At 73.3% G+C, this 26561-nt stretch carries 20 protein-coding genes; 15 read left to right on the top strand and 5 right to left on the bottom strand.

Going from position 1 to position 26561, the window contains the following annotated elements:
* Positions 1-19 precede the first annotated feature (19 nt).
* Entirely contained in the window at positions 20-1255 is a 1236-nt protein-coding gene (locus tag ACZ7OH_RS39090) for a PucR-like N-terminal domain-containing protein (protein WP_470285504.1), read from the bottom strand.
* Between the two features lie 256 nt (positions 1256-1511).
* On the opposite strand from ACZ7OH_RS39090, the gene ACZ7OH_RS39095 reads away from it, so the two are divergent.
* The 7 genes from ACZ7OH_RS39095 to ACZ7OH_RS39125 are packed head-to-tail and all read left to right on the top strand — an operon-like array spanning position 1512 to position 16842.
* Positions 1512-3506: an MMPL family transporter gene (locus tag ACZ7OH_RS39095; RefSeq protein WP_470285505.1), complete on the top strand. Its 1995-nt coding sequence runs from the start codon at positions 1512-1514 to the stop codon at positions 3504-3506.
* Complete coding sequence (locus ACZ7OH_RS39100; protein ID WP_470285506.1) at positions 3503-5026, top strand: MFS transporter; 1524 nt, start codon at positions 3503-3505, stop codon at positions 5024-5026. Before ACZ7OH_RS39095 ends, ACZ7OH_RS39100 begins: the two co-directional genes overlap by 4 nt.
* Positions 5027-5081: 55 nt before the next feature.
* The gene (locus tag ACZ7OH_RS39105) at positions 5082-6809 is read left to right on the top strand and encodes a fatty acyl-AMP ligase (RefSeq protein WP_470285507.1); all 1728 of its coding nucleotides are present in this window, start codon (positions 5082-5084) and stop codon (positions 6807-6809) included.
* Entirely contained in the window at positions 6806-13039 is a 6234-nt protein-coding gene (locus ACZ7OH_RS39110) for a beta-ketoacyl synthase N-terminal-like domain-containing protein (RefSeq protein WP_470285508.1), read from the top strand. Before ACZ7OH_RS39105 ends, ACZ7OH_RS39110 begins: the two co-directional genes overlap by 4 nt.
* Complete coding sequence (locus tag ACZ7OH_RS39115; RefSeq protein WP_470285509.1) at positions 13039-14616, top strand: acyl-CoA carboxylase subunit beta; 1578 nt, start codon at positions 13039-13041, stop codon at positions 14614-14616. The genes ACZ7OH_RS39110 and ACZ7OH_RS39115 overlap by 1 nt, the downstream gene beginning before the upstream one ends.
* A gap of 11 nt (positions 14617-14627) precedes the next feature.
* The gene (locus ACZ7OH_RS39120) at positions 14628-15596 is read left to right on the top strand and encodes an alpha/beta hydrolase (protein WP_470285510.1); all 969 of its coding nucleotides are present in this window, start codon (positions 14628-14630) and stop codon (positions 15594-15596) included.
* A gap of 31 nt (positions 15597-15627) precedes the next feature.
* The gene (locus ACZ7OH_RS39125) at positions 15628-16842 is read left to right on the top strand and encodes a lipase family protein (protein WP_470285511.1); all 1215 of its coding nucleotides are present in this window, start codon (positions 15628-15630) and stop codon (positions 16840-16842) included.
* A gap of 4 nt (positions 16843-16846) precedes the next feature.
* Here ACZ7OH_RS39125 and ACZ7OH_RS39130 read toward each other — a convergent pair whose 3' ends face one another.
* Together ACZ7OH_RS39130 and ACZ7OH_RS39135 are read right to left on the bottom strand one after the other, a co-directional pair.
* Entirely contained in the window at positions 16847-17491 is a 645-nt protein-coding gene (locus ACZ7OH_RS39130) for a cutinase family protein (RefSeq protein ID WP_470285512.1), read from the bottom strand.
* A gap of 131 nt (positions 17492-17622) precedes the next feature.
* Entirely contained in the window at positions 17623-18291 is a 669-nt protein-coding gene (locus ACZ7OH_RS39135; RefSeq protein WP_470285513.1) for a TetR/AcrR family transcriptional regulator, read from the bottom strand.
* A gap of 69 nt (positions 18292-18360) precedes the next feature.
* Between ACZ7OH_RS39135 and ACZ7OH_RS39140 the strand changes: the two genes are divergently transcribed.
* On the top strand, positions 18361-19539 hold the full coding sequence (locus tag ACZ7OH_RS39140; protein ID WP_470285514.1) for a PucR family transcriptional regulator: 1179 nt from the start codon (positions 18361-18363) through the stop codon (positions 19537-19539).
* Here ACZ7OH_RS39140 and ACZ7OH_RS39145 read toward each other — a convergent pair.
* The gene (locus ACZ7OH_RS39145) at positions 19529-20383 is read right to left on the bottom strand and encodes an SDR family oxidoreductase (protein WP_470285515.1); all 855 of its coding nucleotides are present in this window, start codon (positions 20381-20383) and stop codon (positions 19529-19531) included. The genes ACZ7OH_RS39140 and ACZ7OH_RS39145 overlap by 11 nt on opposite strands.
* A 118-nt stretch (positions 20384-20501) precedes the next feature.
* Between ACZ7OH_RS39145 and ACZ7OH_RS39150 the strand changes: the two genes are divergently transcribed.
* Positions 20502-20906, top strand: a complete 405-nt coding sequence (locus tag ACZ7OH_RS39150; protein ID WP_400892517.1) for a winged helix-turn-helix transcriptional regulator — start codon at positions 20502-20504, stop codon at positions 20904-20906.
* 6 nt (positions 20907-20912) lie between these two features.
* Here the strand turns inward: ACZ7OH_RS39150 and ACZ7OH_RS39155 are convergent, their stop codons facing one another.
* Positions 20913-21155: a hypothetical protein gene (locus ACZ7OH_RS39155; RefSeq protein ID WP_470285516.1), complete on the bottom strand. Its 243-nt coding sequence runs from the start codon at positions 21153-21155 to the stop codon at positions 20913-20915.
* 384 nt (positions 21156-21539) lie between these two features.
* Here ACZ7OH_RS39155 and ACZ7OH_RS39160 point away from each other — a divergent pair, with 384 nt between their 5' ends.
* Genes ACZ7OH_RS39160 through ACZ7OH_RS39185 form a run of 6 tightly spaced genes read left to right on the top strand, consistent with a single transcriptional unit; the run spans position 21540 to position 26555 of the window.
* Positions 21540-22307, top strand: coding sequence for an SDR family oxidoreductase (locus ACZ7OH_RS39160; protein WP_470285517.1), 768 nt, complete (start codon positions 21540-21542; stop codon positions 22305-22307).
* Entirely contained in the window at positions 22304-23182 is an 879-nt protein-coding gene (locus ACZ7OH_RS39165) for an SDR family oxidoreductase (protein WP_470285518.1), read from the top strand. Before ACZ7OH_RS39160 ends, ACZ7OH_RS39165 begins: the two co-directional genes overlap by 4 nt.
* Complete coding sequence (locus tag ACZ7OH_RS39170) at positions 23182-23922, top strand: enoyl-CoA hydratase family protein (protein WP_470285519.1); 741 nt, start codon at positions 23182-23184, stop codon at positions 23920-23922. Before ACZ7OH_RS39165 ends, ACZ7OH_RS39170 begins: the two co-directional genes overlap by 1 nt.
* Entirely contained in the window at positions 23912-24775 is an 864-nt protein-coding gene (locus ACZ7OH_RS39175) for a CoA transferase subunit A (RefSeq protein WP_470285520.1), read from the top strand. The genes ACZ7OH_RS39170 and ACZ7OH_RS39175 overlap by 11 nt, the downstream gene beginning before the upstream one ends.
* Positions 24772-25503: a CoA-transferase subunit beta gene (locus ACZ7OH_RS39180; protein WP_470285521.1), complete on the top strand. Its 732-nt coding sequence runs from the start codon at positions 24772-24774 to the stop codon at positions 25501-25503. Before ACZ7OH_RS39175 ends, ACZ7OH_RS39180 begins: the two co-directional genes overlap by 4 nt.
* Positions 25500-26555, top strand: a complete 1056-nt coding sequence (locus ACZ7OH_RS39185) for an NAD(P)H-dependent flavin oxidoreductase (protein ID WP_470285522.1) — start codon at positions 25500-25502, stop codon at positions 26553-26555. Before ACZ7OH_RS39180 ends, ACZ7OH_RS39185 begins: the two co-directional genes overlap by 4 nt.
* Positions 26556-26561 lie beyond the last annotated feature (6 nt).

Here is a 26561-nt window from a genome sequence, read left to right on the forward strand (position 1 = left end):
GGGGTCGCCCGGTCAAGGGTCACTGCTCGCCCGGCGGCTGCGTGCCGAGCAGCTGGTGCGCCCGCAGCGTCATCTGGATCTCCAGCCGCTGCGCCGGGTCGGCCAGCCGGTCGCCGAAGAGGTCGCTCAGCTGGCTCACGCGGTAGCGGACGGTCTGCGGGTGCACGCCCAGCGCCTGCGCGATGTCCGGGGTGTTCCCATTGTGCTCCAGCCAGCTCAGCAACGTCTCGGCGAGCCGGGCCTGCTGCTTCACCGTCAGGCCGGCGAACGGCGCCAGGGTCTTCGCCGACAGCTCGTCGAGCAGGAACCGGTCCGCGAGCAGCCAGTGCGTCGCCAGGTGGTCGGCCGTGCGCGTCACCGGGCGGTCGTCGATCAGGCCGTGGCGGACCAGGTCGAGCGTGCGCCGGGCCCAGCGTGCCGACGTCCCCGCGTCGGCCGGCCGGACCCGGGGCCCGACCGCCGCGCGCCAGCCCGGCAGCCGGCCTTCGAGGCCGCGCAGGTCGCGATCCGGGTTCGGGGTGAGCAGGCACGGTTCGGTGCCTTCGAGGTCGAGCAGGACGTCGTCGGCGACCTGCGGGGCCGGGGTCAGGTGCTGCTCGTCCCGCGGGTCGAGCGCGACGACCGTGACCCACTCCGGCATGGTCCACTTCGCGGCCTTCGCCATTGTGGACAGGGTCGCCGGCGACGACGGCGGGGTGGCCAGGAGGAGTTCGAGCAGCCGCCGCCGGCGGCGTTCGAGCGTGCCGGTCGCCATCGCCTGTGCCAGCGTGTACCCCTCGACCGAGTACGACGAAATCTCTTCCACGTAGGCGAAAATCGCTTCCGCGCCGACGCACAGCACGGCCGCCGGGAAGCGGTGCGCCTGTCCCAGCTCCGCGAAGTACCGCCACGCCGCGCGGCCGCCCGCGCGGTAGGCGGCCTGCAGCGAGTTCAGGCTGCCGCCGTCGTGGTGGACGCGCTTGCCGACCTCCCGGAACAACTTCGGCCAGTTGTCCTCTGTGGACGGTAAGTCGTCGATGCTGTCGATGCAGCTGAGGACCGCCTGTTCGATCGCCAGCACGATCATCTTCCCGAACTCGCCTTCGAGGGGCTTGGCGTACTCGGGCACGGCCCGCTGGATCTCCTCGAGGATCCGCCGGGACAGCGGGTCGGCGTGCGGCCGGAACCGCCGCGCGAGCTCGGTGGGCAGCGAGCACCACAGCTGCTGCGCCCGGCCGGTGCCGCGGGGGTGCGGGACGGTGATCGTCCGGGTCATGGGCCACCCCTTTCCGCGTCGGCGCGGACGTCATGTACTCACACGGAAACGCCGGTTGGCAACCGTCCTCCCGGCGTCCGGCCCCGGTTCTGTCACGCGGGGACCAATGGCCGCGCGCGGATTTGTCACCCGTCCGACAAGCGGCGGAACGCTCACCGCCGCAAGGGTTTCCGGAATTCGATTTGTGAACCGGGACCGTATCTTCGCGAGCCGTCCGGTTGTTAGCGTGATCAACCATGCGCGGCGGGAGAACCGGATGACGAGGGTCGTTTCCTGGTGTTTCCACCACGCCGTCGTGGTCGCCGCGCTGTGGCTGACGGCGCTGGCCGGGCTCGGTTTCGCCGCGCTGCACACGGGCGCGGCCTTCCGCGACACGGTCGACCTGCCCGCCGCGGACAGCACCGCGGCGGCGAAGCTGCTGCGCGGCACGGGTACCGAAGAAAGCGTCGTCGTGCGTGCCCTGGACGGCCCGATCGACCGCGGCGCGGGCCGCGTGAACCTCGAAGCGCTCGCCGCCCGCTTGGCGGCGCTGCCGCACGTCGTGACCGTCAGCCCGCCGCCCGGCCGGGTGGCGCCCGACGGCGGCACCGCGATCCTGACCGTCCGGTTCGACGCGCCCGCGACGACCCTCGGGCAGGCCACGGCGGACGCCTTCGCCGACGTCGTCCGCGACGCCCGCGGCCTCACCGCCGGGGCGTCGGGGGAGCTCGCCGCGATGACCGCGGCCGCGCCCGACCTGGGCAACGCCGGCATCGGCCTGCTCGCCGCGGCCCTCGTGCTGTTCGTGACGTTCCGGTCGCCGGCCTGCGTCCTGCTCCCGGTCCTCACCGCCTCGGTGTCGGTCGGCTGCGCGCTCGCCGCGGTGACGCTGCTGTCGCACGTCATGACCGTGCCGAAGATCAGCACCGAGATCGCCGCGCTGCTGGGGCTCGGCGTCGGCGTGGACTACGCGCTGTTCGTGCTCACCCGCTTCCGGCAGGGGCGCCGGGAGGGCGCGGACCCGGGCGCGGCGCTGGCCGTCGCGGCGGCGACGTCGGGCCGCAGCGTGGTGTTCGCCGGGGTCACGGTGTGCGTCTCGCTGGCCGGAATGCTGACCGTCGGCCTGCCGTTCCTCGACGGGATCGCCGTCGCCGCCGCGGTTTCCGTGCTGCTCACCGCGTCGGCCGCGCTGACCCTGCTGCCCGCGTTGCTGCGCCCGGCCGCCGGGCGGATGCGGATCCCGGCCGAAGGCGGCGGCCGAGGCTGGGCCCGGCTCGCGCGGTCGGTGACCCGGCGCCCGGGTCCGTACACGCTCGCCGCACTGCTGGTCGTGGCCGTCCTCGCGCTGCCGATGACCGGGCTGCGGCTCGGCGTCCCGGACGCCTCCCTCGACCCGCCCGGCAGCGTCACGCGCACGGCCGCGCAGCTGCTGCACGCCGGCTTCGGGCCGGGCGCGGGCGCTCCGCTGCTGGTGGTGGGCACCGGGGACGCGTCGCTCGGCACGCTGCGCGAGGCGCTGCTCGCCCGCGCCGAGGTCGGGCCGCCCACTCCGCTTCCGGGCGGCGGCTGGCTGCTCACGGCCACCCCGCGCACCGCGCCCGACGACCCGGCCACCGCCGAGCTGCTGGGCTGGACGCGGGCGATGGCCACCACCGTCGGCGGCCCGGACACGCACGTCGGCGGGCCGGTCGCCGCCCGGGCCGACTTCGCCGCGGCCGTCACCGCGCGGCTGCCGCTGTTCCTGTTCAGCGTCGTCGGCATCTCGGTCCTGCTGCTGGCGTGGGTGTTCCGCAGCGTGGTGATCCCGCTGACCGCGGCGGTGATGAACCTGCTGACCGCGGCCGCGACGACGGGTGCGGTCGTCTTCGCCTTCGGCGCCCCGATCGAGCCCTACCTGCCGGTGTTCCTGTTCGCCGGGCTGTTCGGGCTGTCGATGGACTACGAGGTCTTCCTCATCGCGCGCGTCCAGGAGGCGTGGCGGCGGCGCGGCGACACCCGGGCGGCGGTCGTCGACGGCGTCGCGGCGACCGGCCGGACCATCACCGCGGCCGCGCTGATCATGGCGCTCGTGTTCGTGGCGTTCGCCTTCGTCGACGCCCGGGTCGTGCGGGAAGCCGGCGTCGGGCTGACGGTCGCCGTGCTGCTGGACGCGGTCGTCGTCCGGTGCGTGCTGGTCCCGGCGGTGATGGCGTGGTTCGGCGAGGCCAACTGGTGGTTCCCGCGCCGGCGGCCGGCCCGGGTCGCGCGCGAGCTGGTGGGGAGCGGGCGATGACGCGGCGGACCCTGGTGCTGATCGCGCTCGGCGCGTTCGTCACGACGCTGGACAACACCATCGTCGCGGCCGGCGCGCCCTCGATCGCCCGCGACCTCGCCCTGGACCTCGGGGCGCTGCAATGGGTCGCGCTCGGCTACATGCTGCCGTTCGCCGGGCTGCTGCTGGTGGCGGGGACGCTGATCGACCGCTGGGGCCGGCGTCCGGCGCTGGCCGGCGGGCTGCTCGCGTTCGGGCTCGGCGCGGCCACCGGCGGGCTGGCGACGTCGGCCGGGCTGCTGGTCGCGGCCCGGGTGGTGCAGGGCGCGGCCGCCGCGTTCCTGGTCCCGGGATTGCTGAGCCTGCTGCGCACCAACCTCGACGCGCGGGGCCGGACGCTCGCCGCCGCCGTCTGGACGGCGTGCCTGGCCGCCGCGCTCGCGCTGGGCCCGGCGCTCGGCGGGCTGCTGAGCGAATACCTCGGCTGGGGCTGGATCTTCTTCGTCAACCTGCCCTTCGTGGCGGCGATGCTCGTGCTGCTGCCGGGGACGGTCCCGCGCGGCCGCGACCGCCCGGTGCCCGGCTCGGCCTCGCGGCGACGGCGATCCTCGTGCCGCGGCGGTACTTCGCTGCACTCGGCCCCCGCCGACCCCGGGCCGGCCGCGGGCGCGATGACCGTCGTGACCGCGAGCCTGGTCCTGCTCACCGCGGCGCTCGTCGAACTCGGCGAGCACCCGCGGACCGGCGTGGCGCTGCTGGCCGCCGGGGGCGCGCTCGGTGCGGCGTTCGTGCTCCGCGAGCGCCGGACACCGGCCCGGCTGGTGCCGGCCGAGCTGACCGGCGACCGCGTGTTCGCCGGCTCGCTCGCCGTCCAGGTGCTGTGGGGCCTCGGGATCTCGGGCGTCGTCTTCTTCACACCGTTGCTGCACCAGGACTTCCTCGGCCTCGACCCGGTGCGGGCCGGCCTGCCGCTGGCGCTGGTCGCGGTGGCGGTGGTGGCCGCGACCCCGCTCGTTCCCCGGGCCGTCGCTCGGCACGGTCCACATCGGACGGTCGCGGCCGGGCTCGGCGTGGTCGCGGCCGGCCTGCTCGCACTCGCCGCGGTGAACCACGTCCCGGCGGTGCTCCCGCGGATACCCGGGCTGGTGCTGATCGGGGCCGGGTCGGCCTTCACGACTCCGCTGACTTCGCACGCGCTGGACGTCGTGGCCGAACGGCATGCGGGCACGGCGTCGGGGCTGCTCACGGCGTCTCGCGAGCTTTCGAGCGCGCTGGGTGTCGCGCTGATCGGAGCCGTCCTGACGGCCGTGCGGGCGCTGCGGCTCGACGCCGGTGCGGCGCCGGGACCGGCGCTGGCCGCGGGCTACACCGCGGGTCTGCTCGCCGCGGCCGGGTTGACGCTCGCCGGCGCGCTGCTGGCCGTGTGCCTGCTATTCCGATCGACACAGGGCGGAGCCGATCTGCCCCGACCTCGTCGCCGCGTGACAAACGCGCTGTGCCGTAATGCGCGTGCCGGTGAGTATCGCAATTCGCTTGATTGACAACCGCCCGGGCGCGGCTATTCACTGCGCCGGTAAACGCTCTCTGCGAGGTGCCATGGAAACCATTTCCCCGCCGGTTCCCGTCACCGGGGCTGAATCGACGGCCTCACTGGCGACCCTGCTCGGCCAGTGGGCGCGGGTGCTCGGCGACGAGGTCGCGCTGACCCACGTCGACCACCGCGACAGCGCCGACGGCCGGGCGGTCGCGCTCACCTGGCGCGAGCTCGACGAGCGGGTCGGCACGGTCGCCGCGCGGTTGAGCGGAATCGCGGCGCCGGGCGAGCGGGCGGCGGTGCTCGCCGGGCAGTCCGTGGACTACGTCGTCGCGTTCCTCGGCGCGATCCGGGCGGGCCTGATCGCCGTGCCGCTGTTCGCGCCCGGCCTGCCCGGGCACGCGGGCCGGCTGGCCGCGGCGCTCGCCGACTGCGCGCCGAGCGTCGCGCTCACCACGACCGCGGACATCGACGCGGTCCACGCCTTTCTCGACGGTTCAGCGGTCCGCGCGGACGTCGTCGCCGTCGACGCGCTCGCTCCGGCCGAACCCCGCGAGTGGCCGGCACCGGACCCCGGCGCGACGGCGTACCTGCAGTACACCTCGGGTTCCACCCGCACGCCCGCCGGTGTTGTGCTGACCCACCGCAACGTGCTCGCCAACGCGCGTCAGGCGTGCACCGCCTACGGCGCCGAAAGCCGGACCACCTCGACGGTCAGCTGGCTCCCGCTCTTCCACGACATGGGCCTGATCCTCGGCATCGGCGCGCCGATGGCCGGCGGCCTCGCCTCGGTGCTGATGGACCCGCTGGCGTTCCTCGAACGGCCGTCGCGCTGGCTGCGCGCGCTCTCGGCCAGCCCCGGCGCGATCAGCGCGGCGCCCAACTTCGCCTACGCCTATTGCGCTTCCCGCGTGTCCGAAGCCGAGAAGAGCTACCTGGAGCTGAGCCGGGTCGTCTCGCTGATCAACGGCAGCGAACCGGTGCTGCCGGCCACGATCGCGAAGTTCCAGGACGCGTTCGCCGGGTCCGGGCTGCGGCCGGAGGTCCACCGGTCGTCCTACGGCCTGGCCGAGGCCACGGTGCTGGTTTCGGTGTCCGACGCCGGGAAACCGGCCCGGCACGTCACGTTCGACCGCGACCGGCTCGCCGCCGGGTTCGCGGTGCCCGCCGCGGCCGGGTCGACGCTCGTTTCGTGCGGCCGCCCCGCCGGGCAGCGAGTGCGGATCGTCGATCCCGGCACCGGCGAACCGGCCGCGCCGGGCGAGGTCGGCGAGATCCGGGTCAGCGGCCCGAACGTCGGCCGCGGCTACTGGGGCCGGACTACGTCGTCGGCGACGTTCGGCCTGCCGCCGCTCGACCCGGAAACCGGCGAGGGCTGGCTCGCGACCGGCGACCTCGGCGTGGTCTTCGAGGGCGAGCTGTACGTCACCGGCCGGTTGAAGGACCTGGTCGTCGTCGACGGCCGCAACCACTACCCGCAGGACATCGAGCAGACGGCCGAGGAGCACGTGGGCGTCCGGCCGCATTCGGCGGCGACCTTCGCGATCGCCGCCGACGACGGGGAAGCCGCGGTTGTCGTGCTGGAACGAGCCAAGGACTCGCCGGTCGACGTCGCGGAGCTGGCGGCCGCGGTGCGGGCGGCGGTGTCGGCCGGGCACGGTCTGGGCCTGCACGACGTCGTGGTCCTGCCGCCCGGTGAGGTGCCGCGGACGTCGAGCGGCAAGATCAGCCGGGCGCGCTGTCGTAAGTCCTATATGGACGGTTCACTGGCCGGGCGGCGGCTCGGATGACCACGTCCGGCGCGGTGCGCGCGTGGCTGCTCGCCCGGCTCGGTCCGGTGGACCCCGGCCGGCCGCTGCACGAAACGGGACTGTCCTCACGGGACGCGACGGCCCTCGCGGCCGACCTCGGAGAGTTCGTCGGACGCTCGCTGGACGTCACGCTCGTCTGGCAGTACCCGACGGTCGACGCGCTGGCCGAGTATCTGTCCACAGGGGAATCCGCTGCGGTTTCCCGGCCGTCGCAGGCGGAGGAGGAGCCGATCGCGATCGTCGGTCTCGGCTGCCGGCTGCCGGGCGGGATCGACTCGCCGGAAGCGTTCTGGCGGTTCCTCGACTCCGGCGGCGACGGCGTCGGCGACGTCCCCGAAGGCCGTTGGGAGACGTTCGCGCCGGCCGGTGACTTGGCGGGATTGCCGCTGCGGGGCGGGTTCCTCGACGACGTCGCCGGGTTCGACGCGGAGTTCTTCGGCATCACGCCGCGCGAGGCCGAGGCGATGGACCCGCAGCAGCGGATCCTGCTGGAGGTCGCGTGGGCGGCGCTGGAGCACGCCGGGATCCCGCCGTCGGGGCTGCGCGGCAGCAGGACCGGCGTCTTCGTCGGGCTGTCGGCCACCGAATACGGCTCGCTGACGATGACCGACGTCGCCGGCGTCGACGTCTGGTCGGGAACCGGGGCGGCGGCGAGCATCGCGGCCAACCGGCTGTCGTACCTGCTCGACCTGCGTGGACCGAGCCTGACACTGGACACGGCGTGCTCGTCGTCGCTGGTCGCGGTGCACCAGGCGATGCAGAGCCTGCGTCGCGGCGAGAGCGAGATCGCGCTGGTGGCCGGGGTGAACGTGCTGCTGTCGCCGGGCATCACGGCGGGCTTCCACCGCGCCGGAGTGCTGGCCGCGGACGGCCACTGCAAGCCGTTCGACGCGGCCGCCGACGGCATCGCGCGCGGCGAGGGGTGCGGGGTGGTCGTGCTGAAGCCGCTGCGAGCGGCCCGCGGCGACCGCATCCTGGCGGTGCTGCGCGGCAGCGCGGTCAACTCCGACGGTCGGTCCAACGGCTTGACGGCCCCCAACCCCTTGGCGCAGGCGGACTTGCTGCGCTCGGCTTACGCGTCTGCCAGAGTGGATCCGTCCTCTGTGGACTACGTGGAGGCGCACGGAACGGGCACGCTGTTGGGGGACCCGTTGGAGGCGGGTGCGCTGTCGGCGGTGCTCGGGCGCGCGGCCGACCGCCCGCTGTTGCTGGGATCGGTGAAGAGCAACCTCGGCCACCTCGAAGGGGCGGCGGGCATCGCGGGGTTGCTGAAGGTGGTGCTGGCGATGACGCACCGCCGGCTGCCGCCGAGCCTGGGGTTCCGGGAGCCCAACCCGCACATCGACTTCTCGGGGTTGCGGGTGGTGACCTCGCCGACGGAGTGGCCGCGCTACTCGGGCACGGCTCGGGCGGGGGTGTCGGCCTTCGGTTTCGGCGGGACGAACGCGCACGTGGTGCTCGAGGAATGGCCGGCGGCTTCGTTCCCGGTGCGGGTGCCGCCGGAGGCCGCGGGGCCGGCGGTGTTCGCGTTGTCGGCCCGGTCGCGCGAGGTGCTGCGGGCCCGGGCGGGGGAGCTGGCGGAGTGGCTTGAGGGGGTTTCGGAGGTGCCGCTGGGTGCGGTGGCGTCGACGCTGGCGCACCGGCGGGAGCACTTGCCGGTGCGCGGCGCGGTGGTGGGGGAAAGCCGCGGTGAGGTGGTGGCGGGGCTGCGAGAGCTGGCCGCGGGGCGCGGCTTGCTGGGGGAGTCCGGCGGCTCCGCGGGTGGCTTGGTGGGCAAACCGCCCACCGAGTCCGGCGGCCCGGCCACCGCCCGCGGCGAGGGCTCCGGCGATCCCGTCTTCGTCTTCTCCGGCTACGGCTCCCAATGGGACGGCATGGGCCGCGCCTTCCTGCGCTCCGAACCCGCCTTCCAAGCCGAAGTCGAAGCGCTCGACCCCGTCTTCCAATCCCAGCTCGGTTCCTCCCTCCGCGAGCTCCTCGAAGGCGACCCCGGCGACCTCGCCACCACCCAGCTCGCCCTCTTCGGCATGCAACTCGCCCTCGCCGGGCTCTGGCGGGCCCACGGGGTCACCCCGGCCGCCGTCGTCGGGCACTCCATGGGGGAGGTCGCCGCCGCTGTGGTCGCCGGGGCGCTCACTCCCGGCGACGGCCTGCGCGTCATGGCCACGCGGGCGCGGCTGCTCGCCGAGCTCGATCGGGGCGGGACGGGTGCCATGGCCGTCGTCGAGCTTTCGCCGCGGGAGCTCGCCCAGTTCCCCGATGTCACCGTCGCCGTCTACGCCTCGCCCACCCAGTGCACCGTCAGCGGGGCCGCCGACCAGGTCGACGCTCTCGTCGGGCACGCCGAAAGCCTGGGCCGGCTCGCCCGGCGGCTCCCCGTCGGCGGGGCCGGGCACTCCGCCGCCGTCGACGCCGTGCTCGGCCGGTTCCGCGCCGGCCTCGACGAGATCCAGCCGCGCAAACCGGAAATCCCTTGCTACACCACAGTGCTCCGGGAGCCCCGGGAGACGCCCGCCTTCGACGTCGAGTACTGGGCGGCGAACCTCCGCCGTCCGGTGCGGTTCAGCCAAGCGCTGGCCGCCGCGGCCGAGGACGGCCACACCGTCTTCGTCGAAGTCGCCCCGCACCCCGTCGCCCTCGCCGCCATCGAACAGACCACCGGCGAACGAGGCCTGCCTTCCGCGAGCCGCAAGGTCGACGAACGGACCGCCTTCCTCACCACCCTCGCCCGGCTGCACGTGAACGGCCGCCCCGGCGCGCTCGCGGCCCGTCCCCGGACGGCGAGCGTCGACCTGCCGGGTCCGGTCTGGCGCCACCGGAAGTTCTGGCCGAAGCGCCGGACGCCCGCCCGGGGCGGCCACCCGCTGCTGGGTGTCCACATCGAACACCCGGACGGCGACCTCTGGCGTGGGGACGTCGGCACCGAAGCACTCCCGTGGCTGGCCGACCACACCGTGCGGGGCACGCCGGTGTTCCCCGCGACCGGCTTCCTCGAACTGGCGCTCGCCGCCGCCCCGGGCCGGCGCGTCCGGGACCTCGAACTCCGCGAAGTCCTCGAACTCGGCAGCCACACCGAGGTGACGACCAGCCTCGCCGGCACCGAGTTCGGCGTCCACGTCAAAACGAACGGTGAGTGGGTCCGCCACGCCACGGCGCGCATCGAGCCCGGCGGCACGCCGTCGGCGCCGTTCGGCGCGACCACCGGTGAGCCCCTGGACCTCTACCGGGTCCTGGCCGAGCTGGGCCAGGACTACGGCCCGGCCTTCCGGGGCCTCCGGAACGTCGTCGCAGCCGACGGCGAAGCTTCCGCTGAAATCGTCCAGCCCGACGACCACCCCGCCTACCGGCTGCACCCCGCGCTCGCCGACGCCTGCCTGCACGCGCTCGCCGCGGCCGTCGGGGATGCCGACGCCCTCTACCTGCCGCTCACCATCGGTGAGGTGGTCCTGGCCGGCGAGCCGCGCGACGGGGTGCGCGTGGACGCGGTCCTCACGTCGCGGGACCCGTCCGGGGACGGGCTGCTCGGCAGCGTCCAGCTCGTCGACGCCGACGACGTCGTGCTGGTCGAGTTCCGCGACGTCTACTGCCGCCGATTCCGGGACGCGGCGCTGGACCGGCTGCTGTACGAGGCCGCGTGGCAGCAGGTCGACCTGCCCGCCGCGCCGGAGCGGGCGGAGCGCTGGGTCGAGCTCACCGAAAACACCCTCAAGGACCAGCTGCGAGAAAACCCGACCGAGGTACTCGTCCACCTCGACAGCGAAGACAACCCCGATCCCGAACGGGCCGAAAGGCTGATCGGGAGGTTGTCCGAATTGGTCGCCGAGCTGGCCGAACTGCCCCAGCCGCCCCGGTTGTGGCTGGTCACGACCGGAGCCCAGAGCATCGAACCCGGCGAACGGGGCGACCCGACCTCGGCCGCGCTGCGCGGGTTCGTCCGCGTGCTCGCCTTCGAACACCCCGAACTCCGGGTCAGCGCGGTCGACTTCGACGCCGGACCGGACCCGGCCCGGCTGTGGGTGGGGCAGCTGCGCGACGAGGTCCGCGCGGACGGCCTCGACGACGAAGTCGCCTGGCGCGAGGGCGTCCGGTACGTCCGGCGGCTCGTCCGCCCCGAGCCGGGCGACCCGGTGCGCGAGCCGGTCCGCGACGGCGCCTACGTCATCACCGGCGGGCTCGGCGGCCTCGGCCTGGTCGCGGCGAAGTGGCTGGCCGAGCGCGGCGCGACGCGGGTGGTGCTCAACAGCCGCCGTACCGCCCCTGCGCCGGACCTGGGGATCGACGTCCGCGTCGTGCCCGGCGACATCGCCGCGCCCGGCACGGCCGAAGCGCTGGTCGCGGCGGCCGTCGACGGTGGCGTGCCGCTGCGCGGGGTGCTGCACGCCGCCGGGGTCCTCGCCGACGGCGCCGCGATCAGCCTGGACGCGGCCGCGCTCGACGCCGTCTGGCGGCCGAAGGCACTCGGCGCCTGGCGCCTGCACGAGGCGACCGCCGGCCACGACCTCGACTGGTGGCTCGTGTACTCGTCGGCCGCCGCGCTGTTCGGCTCGCCCGGCCAGGCCGCCTACGCCACCGCCAACGCCTGGGCCGACGCCCTGGTCGCGTGGCGGCGTGCCCAGGGCCTCCCGGCGGCGACGATCGGGTGGGGCGCCTGGGGCGACGTCGGCGCCGCGGCCGGGTCGCGCAACCCGGTGCTCGAGCCGCTCGGCACCGAGGAAGCGCTGTCGGCACTGGACGCCGTCCTCGCGCGCGACCGCCAGGCGACCGGCGTGGCCCGCGTCAACGCCGGGACTGTGCTGGAGCTGTTCCCGCGCCTGGCCGAGCGGCCGTTCTTCGGCCTGTTCGCGCCGCGGACCGGACCGTCCACTTGGGACGGCCTCGACGCGCTGCGGAAAGCACCGCCGGACACCGCCCGGAAGGCGATCACCGACCACCTGGCCGGGCTCGTCTCGGGCGTGCTGGGCTACGCGGACGTCGAGCGGGACGTGCCGCTCACCCGGCTCGGCCTCGACTCGCTGTCGGCGATGCGCGCCCGCGGCGCGGTGGAACGCGACTTCGGCCTGCCGCTGCCGATCCCGCTGCTCCTGCGCGGCGCCAGCCTCGCCGAGCTCGCCGCCCACCTCGCCGAGCAGGCCGGCTTCGGCGCGGGGAAGACCGCGCCGGTCACCGCCGGCCCGCGCGACCCCGCCGAGCGGTGGGTCGCCCGCCACTGGCGGGCCGAGCTGGGCGGCCCGGAACCCGGCGTCCACGACGACTTCTTCGCCGTCGGCGGCGATCCGGAAAGCGCGTGCCGGCTGCGGGCGGTCTTCGCGGACCAGCTGGGCGCGGTGCCGCCCGTCGAGCGGCTGTTCGCCACGCCGACCGTCGCCGCGCTGGCCGACCTGCTCCGCGCGGAGCTCGAAGGCCACGGCGGCGGCCCGGTGCGGCTGCTGCGCGACGGCGTCGCCGAGCCGCTGTTCCTGTTCCACCCGGCCGGCGGCCCGACGAGCGTGTACCGCGAGCTCGTCCGGCTGCTGCCCGAGGGACACCCGGTGTACGGGCTGGAGCGGATCGACGACGAGGACACCGTCGAGGCCAAGGCCGCCTGCTACGCCGAGCTGATCCGGGAGATCCAGCCGCGGGGCCCGTACCGGCTGGGCGGCTGGTCGTTCGGGGGCTGCCTCGCCCACGAGACGGCCCGGCGGCTGGACGGGCCGGTCGACCTCGTGGTCCTGATCGACTCGATCCTGCCGCTGCCCGCGGCGGGGAAGCCGGCGGACCTGCTGCTCGACCGCTTCGACCGGTTCGCCGAGCACGTGTCGCGGACCTACGGCGTCCCGTTCGCGATCCCACGCGCCGAACTGGCCACTTTGGACGAAGACGCGCAGATCCGCCGGGTGCTGCAAAGCCTCGCCGAACGGGTCCCGGACCTGGGCGCGGGCGTCCTGCGTCACCAGTACGAGTCCTATGTGGACGCAAGGGTTGCCGAGCGGTACACGCCGAATCGGTACGACGGCCGGGTCCTGTTGCTGCGCGCGCGGGAGCCGCATCCGCTGACGACCACTTTGGACCCCCGGTACCTGCGCACGGACGAGACCCTCGGCTGGGACGAGTACTGCGGCGACCTCGAAGTCGTCCGGGTGCCGGGCGACCACGTCTCGATGATCGACCCGCCGCACGTCGCGGTGATCGCCGCCGCGCTGGCGGCCCGGCTCGGAGCGGGGGTGCGGTGATGGACGAACTGATGCCGACCACGGCGTTCCGGATCGCCGATCTCGCGGCGCGCCAGGACGAAGCCGTCCGGATCGCCGAGAAGCGGGCCGTCGACCGCCAGCACGCCAAGGGCAAGCTCACCGCGCGCGAACGGATCGGGCTGCTGCTCGACCCGGGCTCGTTCGTCGAGCTGGACCAGTTCGCGCGGCACCGGTGCGGCGAGTTCGGGATGGACGCCAACCGGCCCTACGGCGACGGCGTCGTCACCGGGCACGGGACCGTCGAGGGGCGGCAGGTCTGCGTCTTCTCCCAGGACTTCACCGTCTTCGGCGGCAGCATGGGCGAAGTCTCCGGCGAAAAGGTCCTCAAGGTGATGGACCTGGCCATGTCGCTGGGCTGCCCGGTCGTCGGGATCAACGACTCCGGCGGCGCGCGCATCCAGGAAGGCGTCGTCTCGCTGGCCTACTACGCCGAACTGGGGCGGCGCAACGCCCACGCGTCCGGGGTCATCCCGCAGATCTCGATGATCATGGGCCCGTGCGCGGGCGGGGCCGTGTACGCGCCGGCCATCACCGACTTCACCGTGATGGTCGACGAAACCTCGCACATGTTCGTCACCGGACCGGACGTCGTGCACGCGGTGACGGGCGAGCGCGTCACCGCGCAGGAGCTCGGCGGCGCAGCCGTGCAGAGCGAGGTCGCCGGCAACGCCCACCACCGGGCCGCCGACGAGCAGGACGCCATCGAGTGGGTGCAGACGCTGCTCGGCTACCTGCCCGCGAACAACCTCGACCCGGCGCCGGAGTACGCCGACGACACCAGCGCCGTCGTCACCCCGGCCGACCTGGAACTCGACCGGCTGGTGCCCGACTCGCCGAACCAGACCTACGACATGGCCGAGCTGATCGCCCGGCTGGTCGACGACGGCGAGTTCTCGGAGGTCCACAGCGCCTTCGCGCCCAACATGATCTGCGCGTTCGGCCGCGTCCAGGGCCGCACGGTCGGCGTCGTCGCGAACCAGCCGCGGCACCAGGCCGGCGTGCTCGACATCGACGCGTCGGAAAAGGCCGCGCGGTTCGTGCGCTTCTGCGACGCCTTCTCGATCCCGCTGCTCACCCTCGCCGACGTCCCCGGCTACCTGCCGGGCAGCGACCAGGAACGCGGCGGCATCATCCGCCGCGGCGCCAAGCTGATCTACGCCTACTCCGAGGCCACCGTGCCGAAGGTGACGGTCGTGGTCCGCAAGGCCTACGGCGGCGGCTACGCGGTGATGGGGTCCAAGCACCTCGGCGCCGACGTCAGCCTCGCCTGGCCCACCGCGGAGATCGCGGTGATGGGCGCGGAGGGCGCGGTGCAGGTGCTCTACCGCCGCGAGCTGGCCGAGCTCCCGCCGGAGCGCCGGGCCGCGGCGCGAAGACGGCTCACCGAGGAGTACCGCAAGCGCCACACCGGCCCGTACCTGGCCGCCGAACGCGGCTACGTCGACCAGGTCATCACGCCGTCGCAGACCCGGCTGCAGGTCGCGCGCGCCCTGCGGACCCTGCGGACCAAACGGCAGACCTTGCCGGCCAAGAAGCACGGAAACATCCCCCTGTGAAGGAGACTCCGATGAGAGCCACCCTGCTGATGCTGGCCGTCGTGGTCCTGGTCGCCAGTGGCGTCACCGCCGCCCAGGCGAGCTCCGCCGTGGCCGACGACGGCGCGAAGGTCGTCCAGGAGACCTGGCTCGACGCCCGGACCGTCGACCTGAAGGTCGACTCCCCGGCCCTGGGCACCACGGGGATGGTCCGGCTGATCGTGCCGTCCGGCTGGGCCGCCCAGCCGACGCGGACCTGGCCGGTGCTGTTCCTGCTGCACGGCTGCTGCGAGCCGGTCGACTACAAGTCGTGGGACCAGTTCACCGACGTCAAGGCGTTCACCGCGGCCAAGGACGCCCTCGTCGTGATGCCGACCGACGGCCCGGCCGGGATGTACACGAAGTGGTGGAACTTCGGGCTGTCGGCCAAACCCGACTGGGACACGTTCCACACCGCCGAAGTCCGCCAGATCGTCGAACGCGGCTACCACGGCGGCACGCGGCGCGCGGTCGCCGGCCTGTCGATCGGCGGCTACGGCGCGATGGCGTACGCGTTCCAGCACAAGGGGATGTTCGCCGCCGCGGCGTCGTACTCCGGTGTGCCGAACACGCTCTACCCGGGCATCCCGATCTGGATCATCGGCATCCTCGCCCGCGCCGGGATCTTCAACTACCTGAACCTGTGGGGCGACTCCTTCGGGATGCAGCCGATCTGGTCGTCGCACAACCCCTACGACCACGTCCAGGACCTGCGCGGCACGGCGCTCTACATCTCCTGCGGCAACGGGCAGACCGGGCCGCTCGACCCGCCCGGCCAGTCCGACGTGCTCGAACCGTCGGCGTTGCTGTCTTCGCAGAGCTTCACCGACAAGCTGCGCCAAGCCGGCATCCCGGCGACGGTCGACTACTACGGGCCGGGCACGCACAGCTGGCCGTACTGGGAGCGGGCCCTGCACAACTCGTGGCCGGTCCTGGCCGGCGCGCTCGGACTCCCCGCCTGAGCATATTCCCTTTTCCCCGATGGAGGTTGTGGTGAAGTCTGTCCATTTGCGACGCGTGCTGTCCGCGCTCCTGGGCGTCTCCCTGGCGGCGCTGGGGGTCGTGGCCGCCAGCCCGCCGGCCGGTGCCGCCGCGGCGCCGATCCTGCCCGGCCCGTTCGACGACTCGTTCTACACCCCGCCGTCGCCCCTGCCGGCCGGCAAACCCGGGGACGTCCTGCGGTGGCGCCCGTCGGTGCCGCTGCTGAACGCCGCCAACGCCGACGCCTGGCAGGTCATGTACCTCTCGACCAACGCGCTGGGCCGGCCGGACGCGGTGACCGGCACGATCCTGGTGCCGAAGGGCAAGGACCCGGCTGCCGCTCCGATCGTCGGGTACGCCGTCGGCACGCAGGGCCCGGCGTTCAAGTGCACGGCGTCGAAGGCGATGGAACGCGGGACGCTCTACGACCAGCCGGCCATCAACGACTCGCTGTCCAGCGGGTACGCCGTCGCGGTGACCGACTACGAGGGCTATTCGCCGGCGACCACGCCGACGTACATCACCGGGCAGTCCGAAGGACCGGCCGTGATCGACTCGGTGCGGGCGGCGCAGAACCTCCCGGCCGCCAAGCTGGCCAAGACCGCCAAGGTGATCTTCCAAGGGTACTCCCAGGGTGGCGGCGCATCGATGTGGGCGGGGGAGAAGGCGCCCGCGTACGCGCCGGAGCTGAACGTCGTCGGCGTCGTCTCGGGCGGGGTGCCGGCCGATCTGACGGAGGTCGCGAAAGGACTCGACGGGTACGTCGGGTTCGGGTTCCTCGCGTTCGCCGCGGTCGGGCTCGACGCCGCGTACCCGGAGCTGCAGCTCGATTCGTTCCTCAACGACACCGGGCGGCAGCAGCTGAACGACGCGAAGAAGAACGCGTGCGTCGCCGAACTCCTGCTGAACTACTCGTTCAAGAAGATCAGCGACTACACGACGTCGAACCCGCTGGCCACGCCCGAGTGGCAGGCGCGGCTGGCGCAGAACAAGCTGGGCGCGAACCCGCCGCGGGTGCCGGTGTTCCAGTACCACGCGAGCACCGACGAGATCGTCAACACCCCGCAGGCGGAGGCGCTGCACCGGGCGTACTGCGCGGCCGGGGTGCGGGAACAGTGGCAGACCTACGTTTCCGACCACGCCACCGGAATCCTCGCCGGGAACGCCGATGCCCACCAGTGGATCGTCAAGCGCTTCAACGGTGAGCCGGCCCCGGCCAACTGCTGAGCCGTCAGAGCTCGCCCGCGGCGAAGGCGGCGGCGTCGGAGGCGTCGCCGCCATAGCTCAAGTGGGCCAGGAAGTTCGCGCCGCCGGGCTGGCAGATCGGGTCGCCGTCGGCGCAGTAGTCCTTGGTGCGGCTCTGGTAGGTCCCGGTGACCTGACGGCCGATCGCCCGGATCGGGTTGCCGAACAGCAGCACGGCCGCGACCCGCGGGGCCAGCTCCGCCGGGATGGTCGCGACGATCGGGCCGCCGACGACCGCGCCGTCGCTGCTGACGCCGATCGAGTTGTCGACGACGTTGGCGCCCTGGGAGTAGCCGACCAGCACGAACCGCTGCTGCGGGCAGGCCGCGGCCTGCTCCTTCACGTGGTTCACCAGGTCGGTGTTGCCCTTCTGCACGGACGCGGGTTTGCCGAGGTCGGCCGGGTAGTCGACCCGGTAGCCGCTCACCGAACGCGGCCGCAGCTGGTTCTGCACGGCCTGGTACACGGGGTCGCCGACGATGAGGCCGAGCGTGCCGGGTTCGAACGTGCCGCGGGCGACCGGCACGTCGACGTCGGTGCACGCCGCGGCGGACGCCGCGGGCGCGGTGGCCAAGGCGAGCCCAGCGGCGGCGAGGCCGGCCGCGGCGACGGCGGAAAGCAGACGAATCATGACTGACCCCACTTCTGCGGGAAAACCGGAATATCCGCAAACGCTTTCTCGAAATGCGGGGAAAGGCAAGGGGGTCGACGAATTTCCGGGCGGAATTGTTCAGCCGGTGACAAACAGTCCCGTGTGGACGCTCAGGTGGCGCACGGCCGCCCGGCGTCGACGTGGTCCAGCAGGGCGGGGTCGAGCCCGCGCAGGGCGGCCATCACGAACCCGGTGGCCAGCTCGCCCGCCGCGATCGGGTCGACGCCGGGGGAGTGGGAGACGTGCATCGCGGCCCGGCCGACGAGGCCGACCATCATCGCGGCCAGCAGGTCCGCGCCGGGCCCGGGCGTGCGGCCGTGGGCGAGCAGGTGCTCCCGGACGCGGTCGACGACGTGCTTGGTGACGGTGTCGGCGAGCGCGCGGCGCTCGTTCGACATCTCGTCTACGGCGGAGTCGTACAGCATCCGGAAGCTGTCCGGGTGCGCGCCGGCGTAGCGGAACATGGCCATCACGGCGAGCCGGACGCGGTCTTCGAGCGGGCTCGCGCTCGCGGTTTCGTAGGCGGTGAGGACCCAGTTCCGCAGCACGGCGACTTCGCGGCTCACGGTGGCGCGGAACAGCGCCGCTTTGTCGCCGAAATGCGCGTAGAGAGTGGGTTTCGTGGAGTCGGCGCGGGCGGCGATCAGGTCCATGGTGGCCTGGGCGTACCCGCGTTCGGCGAACACCGCGCGGGCGGCGTCGAGCAGCTCGCCGTCGGTGGGCCGGGCGGCCGGGCTCCGGCGCGTGCTGGATCGATCAGGGGACCGCGGCCTGCTCATGGAGGTGTACTCTACGGTCTCGCTGCTTTACCGCTCGGTAAAGCTGACCCGCCCCGCGAAGGGAGCCCGGTGTCCGGCGACCGAGCTCGGCAGCAAGTCCCGGTGGCGCACGAGGTTTCCGGACGCGCGGAGCTGGCCGCGCTCATGCGCCCGGCGATCCCGGCGCTGGTGGAGTGGATCGTCCGGGAGGTGTGGCAGGCCGTCCCGGTGTACGCCGGGCACGGCCGCGTGACCCGCCACGGCGTCGAGTGCGCGGTGGTCCTCTTCGTCGACCTGGTCGAGGACCCGCTGGCGCCGCGGGACCGGCTGTACGAGACGTGCCGCCGGCTCGGCGCGGGCGAGGCGTACGAGGGCCGGAGCCTGGACGACCTGCAGACGGCGTACCGCATCGGCACCCGCGCCGGCTGGCGCTGGATCATGCGCCTGGGCCGCCGGGAACAGCTGTCGTCGGCGGTGATGGCGCGCTTGGCGGAGATGCTGTTCGCCTACGCGGACGACTTGGCGCGGATGTCGATCCGCGGGCACCGCGAGGCGGAGGCGGAGCTCGGCGGCACGCGGGCGAGCCTGCGCCGTCGCCTGCTGCGCCTGATCACCGGCCCGGTCGCGCCGACGGACGCGGTCGTGGCCGAGCTCGCGACGGCGGCCGGCTGGCCGGTGCCCGCCGAGGTGGCCGTCGTGGTCCTCGAAGCACCGGTGGAACCGTGCTGGGGGCCCGAGGCCCTGGCCGACCTCGAACCGCCGCACCCCTGTCTGGTGGTGCCGGCGCCGGTGGACGAGCGGTGGCTCGCCGCCCTCGGCGTCCGGGCCGCGGTGGGCCCGCCGGTTCCGCCGTCGGCGTCGGCGCAGTCCCTGCGCTGGGCGCGGGCGACGCTGCGGCTGGTGGGCGAAGGCGCGCTGCCGGACGCCCCGGTGACGTGGTGCGCGAAGCACCTGACGGAGCTGTGGCTGCTCAGCGACCCGGCCCTGGCGGACCAGGTGGCCCGCCGGGAACTGGCCCCGCTGGCCCGGTTCCCGGACCGCACGCGCCGCCGGCTGAGCGAGACTTTGCTGTCGTGGCTGGAAAACGGCGGGAACTCGGAGAAGATCGCGGTGAACCTGTCGGTCCACCCGCAAACGGTCCGGTACCGCGTGCGCCAGCTGCGGGAGGCGTTCGGCGAGCGCCTGGAGGACCCCGGGGCCCGGTTCGCGATGCAGGCGGCCTTGCGCGCCTCGGCTCTCCGGTCCCCGGGGCCGGACCTCAGCCCTTGACCAGGGCGGTGACGGCCTCCGCGAGCGGCGTCGTCGGCCGGCCGATCAGGCGGCGCAGGTCGCCGGAGTCCGACGCCAGTTCGCCCTCGGCGATGCCGCGGTCGGCGTCGGCCAGCATGGCCGCGACCGGCTCGGGCAGCCCGGCGCCGACGAGCACCTTCCGGTACTGCTCGCCGGGCAGGTCCTGGTAGGTGACCGGCTTGCCCGCCGCGGCCGTCACGGCGGCGGCGAGGTCGGCGTAGCTCCACGGCTCGTCGCCGGCCAGCTCGTACACCTTGCCCTCGTGGCCTTCGCCGGTCAGGACCTCGACGGCCGCCTCCGCGAAGTCGATCCGCGGGACGCCGCCCAGCTTGCCCTCGCCGGCGCTGCCCACGAAGGACCCGACGGCGAGCGCCTGGGCGATCGTCTGCGCGTAGTTCTCGGTGTACCAGCCGTTGCGCAGGAAGGTGAACGGCAGGCCCGACGCGCGGATGGCCTCCTCGGTGGCCTTGTGGTCCGGCGCGACGAACAGCTTCGTCGTGTCGGCGGCCAGGACGCTCGTGTAGGCGAGGTGACCGACCCCGGCCTCGCGCGCGGCCGCGACGACGGCTTCGTGCTGGGCCAGCCGCTGCCCGGGCGTGCTGCTCGAAATGAGCAGCACCTTGTCCGCCCCGGCGAAGGCCGCGACGAGGCTCGCCGGGTCGTCGTAGTCGGCCCGCCGCACCTGCACGCCGCGCGCGGCGAACTCGGCGGCCTTCGCGGGATCGCGCACGGCGGCGACGACCTCGCCGGGTGCGACCTTCTTCAGCAGGCCTTCCACGACCAGGCGGCCGAGCTGGCCGGTGGCACCGGTGACGACGATCATCTGCTGCTCCTCGCTGTTGGATTGCTTACCGACAGAGTGTACTAACTTTTCGAAAGTGCAAACTTTTGGTGAGCATCCTCACCTGGGTTTCCCGGTCGGGCGAGGTACCGTGGACGGCATGAGCGAGGCGCCGGAGTGGCTGGACGAGCACGGGCAGGTGCTGTTCGACGTGTTCGCGCAGGCGTGCACGTCCCGGGCGACGCTCGAGCACATCACCGGCCGGTGGGGGATCCTGGCGATGGCCGCCCTCCACGACGGCACGCTCCGGTTCAACGCCCTGCGCCGGCGGGTGTCCGGGGTCAGCGAGAAGATGCTCGCCCAGACGCTGCAGGCGCTGGAGCGCGACGGGTTCGTCCACCGCGAGGCGCAGCCGACGATCCCGCCGAAGGTGGAGTACAGCCTGACCCCCCGCGGCCGCCGCACGGCGGCGCTGCTGCTGGCGCTGATCGAGGACGTCGAGGGGCAGATGCCCGAGGTGATGGCGGCCAACGCGGAGTACGACGCCGCCAAGCGCGAGTCGTAACGCGTTCTAGTTCGGGTCGAGTCTCACGGCTTCGAGTTCGGGGTCGCTCAGGAGAGTCTCGATCAAGGCGGCCGGACCGGCGACCTTGGTGCCCCACAGGTCGTAGTCGGTGCCCAGGCACCACGAGCGGTCGACGGGCCAGAGGTTCGAGGGACTGAAGCCGACTTCGAGATCGTCGTAGAGGGCTTTGGCGTCGCCGAGACGGCCGGCGCGCACCACGAGGGTCTCGAGGTCGAGGAACCCGAACAAGGCCGGGCTGTAGGACGTGTCCGGGCCGGCGGGACTGTGTTCGGCGAGGACTGGATCAGCCGCGTCCAGGTCTCGCGGTCGAGGCTGCCCTCGGTGGGCGGGATGCTGCCGAGCGGCCAGCTGCCGTCCTTCTTGGCCGACGGGAAGCACCGGTGACCGGGCAACTGTGCCTCGGGAGTGACCGGTGCGCTCGGTCGGTTCCGCCCAGCGCAGCCGTCGCCAGCCGGGGCCGGGTGCTCCGCGCGGCCCGGCCCGTCGCCCGTCGTGACGGTCGCGGCTTCGGGGTCGATGCCCCGGCGACGAGCGGCCTTCGTCCATGCGTCCATGATCCCGGCCGGGTCCACCGACCTTGCCCAAAGTTGGAACGTGTTCTAGTTTTGGGGAGTGAAGACCGATCTGGGCCTGTCCGGCGCCGTCGTGCTGGTGACCGGCGGCGTCCGCGGGGTGGGCCGGGGCATCACCGACGTGTTCCTCGCCCACGGCGCCCACGTGGTCACCTGCGCCCGGCGCGAAGCCGCCACCGACGCCGAGTTCGTCCCCTGTGACGTCCGGGACGAAACCCAGGTCAAGGCGCTCATCGACGGGATCGTCGAGAACCACGGCCGTCTCGACGTCGTCGTCAACAACGCCGGCGGGGCCCCCTACGCGCCGGCCGCCACCGCTTCCCCGCGGCTGCACGACAAGGTCGTCCAGCTCAACCTGCTGGCCCCGCTCCTGGTCTCGCAGCACGCCAACGCCGTCATGCAACAGCAGAGCGCCGGTGGCTCGATCGTGATGATCTCCAGCGTCAGCGGCACGCGCGCGTCGCCCGGGACCGCCGCCTACGGGGCCGCCAAGGCCGGGCTCGGCAACCTCACCGCCAGCCTCGCCGTCGAGTGGGCGCCGAAGGTGCGGGTCAACGCCCTCGACGTCGGCATGGTGCGCACCGAACAGGCCCACCTGCACTACGGCAGCGAGGCCGCCGTCGAAGCGGTCGGCAAGACCGTGCCGCTGGGGCGGCTGGCCGAGCCGGCGGAAGTGGGCGCCTGCGCCGCTTTCCTGGCCTCCGGCCTGGCTTCCTACGTCTCCGGCGCGACCTTGCTCGTGCACGGCGGGGGAGAGGTCCCGGCGTTCCTCGCCGCGGCCGACGTCAACCAACGGGAGGATTCGTGAGCGGGTTGTGCCAGGACCGGGTGGTCGTGGTGACCGGCGCCGGCCGCGGCATCGGACGGGCGCACGCCCTCGCCTTCGCCGCCGAAGGCGCGCCGGTGGTGGTGAACGACGTGGACGGCGACGCGACCGCCGGAGTCGTCGCCGAGATCGAAGCCCTGGGCGGGAAAGCCCTGGCCCACACCTCCGACGTCGCCGACTGGGCCGGGGCCAAGACCCTCGTCGACACCGCCGTGACGCACTTCGGCCGCCTCGACGTGCTGGTCAACAACGCCGGGTTCGTCCGCGACCGGATGCTGGTCAACCTCGGCGAAGACGAGTGGGACGCGGTCGTCCGCGTCCACCTCAAGGGACACTTCGCGCCCCTGAGGCACGCCGCCGAGCACTGGCGCGCTGAAGCCAAAGCCGGGCGGACACCGCAAGCCCGGGTGATCAACACGAGCTCCGGCGCGGGTCTGCTCGGCAGCGTCGGCCAGGGCAACTACTCGGCGGCGAAGGCGGGTATCGCCGGGCTGACCGTCGTGGCGGCGGCCGAGCTGGCGCGCTACGGCGTGACGGTGAACGCGATCGCGCCGGCCGCGCGGACCCGGATGACCGAGGCGGTCTTCGCGACGATGGCACGGCCGGACGAAGGGTTCGACGCGATGGCGCCGGAGAACGTCTCGCCGCTGGTCGTCTGGCTCGGCAGCGAGGAGTCCGCGTACGTCACCGGACGGGTCTTCGAGGTCGAAGGCGGCAAGGTGTCGGTCGCCCAGGCGTGGCGGCACGGCCCGGCCGTGGACAAGGGCGGCCGGTGGGACCCGGCCGAACTCGGCCCGGTGGTGAAGGACCTGCTCGAGCGCGCGCCCGAGCCCGAACCCGTCTACGGAGCGAGCTGATGGGCATCCTCACCAAACGCGACGCGCACGTCGAGACCGTCACGGTCGACTTCCCGCCGGTGAACGCGCTGCCCGTGCAGGGCTGGTTCGACCTCGCCGACGCGATCACGCAGGCGGGCCGCGACCCCGACGTGCACGTCGTGATCCTCCGAGCGGAAGGCCGCGGGTTCAACGCGGGGGTCGACATCAAGGAGATCCAGCGCAGCGAAGGGTATGACGCGCTCGTCGGCGCGAACCGGGGCTGCTACGCGGCTTTCGGCGCCGTCTACGACTGCGCGGTGCCGGTTGTCGCCGCGGTGCACGGGTTCTGCCTCGGCGGCGGGATCGGCCTGGTCGGCAACGCCGACGTGATCGTGGCGTCCGACGACGCCACCTTCGGCGTCCCCGAGGTCGAACGCGGCGCGCTCGGCGCCGCGACCCACCTGGCCCGGCTCGTGCCGCAGCACCTCATGCGCACCCTCTACTTCACCGCCCGCACCATCACCGCCGCCGAGCTGCACGCACACGGCTCGGTCTACCGGGTCGTCCCGCGCGCCGAGCTGGACGACGCCGCGCTGGCCGTCGCCCGGGACATCGCGAAGAAGGACCCGCGGGTCATCCGGGCGGCCAAAGAAGCTCTGAACGGCATCGACACCCAGCAGGTGCACCGCAGCTACCGGTTCGAGCAGGGCTTCACCTTCGAGCTCAACCTGCTCGGCGCGTCCGACGAAGCCCGCGAGGAGTTCTTGAATGGCCGATAAGCGCACGACCGCCGACGAGGTGGCGGCCGAGCTGAAGGACGGCATGACGATCGGGATCGGCGGCTGGGGATCGCGGCGCAAGCCGATGGCGCTGGTCCGCGCGATCCTCCGGACGCGCGTACGCGATTTGACCGTGGTGTCCTACGGCGGCCCCGACGTCGGGTTGCTCTGCGCGGCGGGCAAGGTCAAGCGTGTGGTCTTCGGGTTCGTGACGCTCGATTCGATCCCGTTCGACCCGTGGTTCGGCCGCGCCCGCGAGACCGGTGCCATCGCCGTCACCGAGTACGACGAAGGCATGTTCGGCGCAGCGCTTTCCGCTGCCGCGCAACGGCTTCCGTTCCTGCCGATGCGCGCCGGCCTCGGTTCGGAGGTGATGCGCGCCAACCCCGACCTGCGGACCGTGCGCTCACCGTACGCCGACGGCGAGGAGCTGGTCGCGGTCCCCGCGCAGCATCTCGACGTCGCGCTCGTGCACCTCAACCGCGCCGATGCCCGCGGCAACGCCCAGTACCTCGGCCCGGACCCGTACTTCGACGACCTCTTCTGCCTGGCCGCGGACCGGCGGTTCGTGTCGGTGGAAAAAGTCGTCGACACGACCGAGCTGACGGCGGGCGGGCCGGTGCAGTCGCTGCTGCTCAACCGAAGCGCGGTCGACGGCGTCGTCGAAGCGCCGCGCGGCGCGCACTTCACCACGGCGGTGCCGGACTACGGCCGGGACGAACGGTTCCAGCGCCACTACGCGGCCTGCGCCAAGGACCTCGACGCGTGGCCGGGGTTCGCGGACCGGTTCCTGTCCGGCGACGAGCGCACCTACCTGTCCGAAGTGGACAAGTTCGAGGCGGAGGCGGCATGAGCGTGACCCGGGCCGAGATCGTCGTCGTGGCGATGGCCGAGGTGTTCCGCGGCGACGGCGAGATCGTGGTCAGCCCGATGGGTCTGGTCCCGCAGCTGGGTGCCAAGCTCGCGCGGCTGACGTTCGAACCGGACCTGCTGATGTCCGACGGCGAGGCCTACCTCGTGACGACCGACGGCGTGGTCGAGGGCTGGCAGCCGTTCCGCAAGATGCTCGACACGATCGTCCCGCACGGCCGCCGGCACGTCGTGATGGGCGCCAACCAGATCGACCGGTACGGCAACCAGAACATCTCCGCCATCGGCGACCACGCCCGGCCGAAGAAGCAGCTGCTCGGCGTGCGCGGCGCGCCGGGCAACACGGTCAACCACCGCACCAGCTACTGGGTTCCGCGGCACTCTTCGCGGGTGTTCGTGGACACTGTGGACGTCGTGTCCGGCGTCGGCTACGACAACGCGGCCAAAGCCGGGCCGTCGGCGCAGAGGTACCACGACGTCCACCGGGTCGTCTCGAACCTCGGCGTGTTCGACTTCGGGGGCGCCGACCACGCGATGCGGGCGGTGTCGCTGCACCCCGGCGTGACCCGGGACGAGGTCGTGGCGGCGACGACGTTCGAAATCGACTTCTCCGGCGTCGAGACCAGCCGCGAACCGACGGGCGAAGAGCTGCGGCTCATCCGCGAGGTCGTCGACCCGAAGAGCTTGCGTGACAAGGAAGTCCCGGCGTGAAGACCGCGCTGACCGAGCTCGTCGGCGTCGAGCACCCGGTCGTGCAGACCGGGATGGGCTGGGTCGCCGGGCCGCGGCTCGTCTCGGCGACCGCCGAGGCGGGCGCGCTCGGCATCCTCGCTTCGGCCACGATGACCTTCGCCGAGCTGGAAGCCGCGATCACCGAAGTCAAGAAGCGCACGGAAAAGCCGTTCGGCGTCAACCTGCGTGCCGACGCGGCCGACGCCGGCGACCGCGTCGACCTGCTGATCCGCGAAGGCGTCAAGGTGGCGTCGTTCGCGCTCGCGCCGCGCAAGGAGATGATCGCGAAGCTGCGGGACCACGGGATCGTCGTGATCCCGTCGATCGGCGCCGCGCGGCACGCCGAGAAGGTCGCCGCCTGGGGTGCGGACGCCGTCATCGTCCAGGGCGGCGAAGGCGGCGGGCACACCGGGGGAGTGGCGACCACGCTGCTGCTGCCGTCGGTGCTGGACGCCGTCGACATCCCGGTCGTCGCCGCCGGCGGCTTCTTCGACGGCCGCGGCCTGGCCGCCGCGCTGGCCTACGGCGCGGCGGGCGTCGCGATGGGCACGCGGTTCCTGCTCAGCAAGGAGAGCACGGTCCCCGACGACGTCAAGCGCGTCTACCTCGAGCAGGGGCTCACCGGGACGGTCGTCACCCGCCGCGTCGACGGCCTGCCGCACCGCGTGCTGCGCACCGACCTCGTCGAGAAGCTCGAACGGACCGGCCGGGTCCGCGGCCTGGCGCAGGCCGCGCGCAACGCTCTCCGGTTCCGGAATATCACCGGACTGTCCCCGGTTGCCATGGTCAAAGAAGGCCTTGCGATGAAGCACGGCAACGATCTGACCTGGAGTCAGCTGGTCATGGCGGCCAACACCCCGATGCTGTTGCGGGCGGGGCTGGTCGAGGGCCGGACGGACGCGGGAGTGCTAGCGTCGGGACAGGTGGTGGGCATGATCCACGACCTGCCCACGGTGGCCGGGATCGTCGAGGGCACAGTGGCCGAGGCAGGTGAGATACTCCACCGTCTTGGCCGGCAAACGGGAGGATGAGTCAGC

Source organism: Amycolatopsis sp. NPDC114478, from assembly GCF_055633805.1.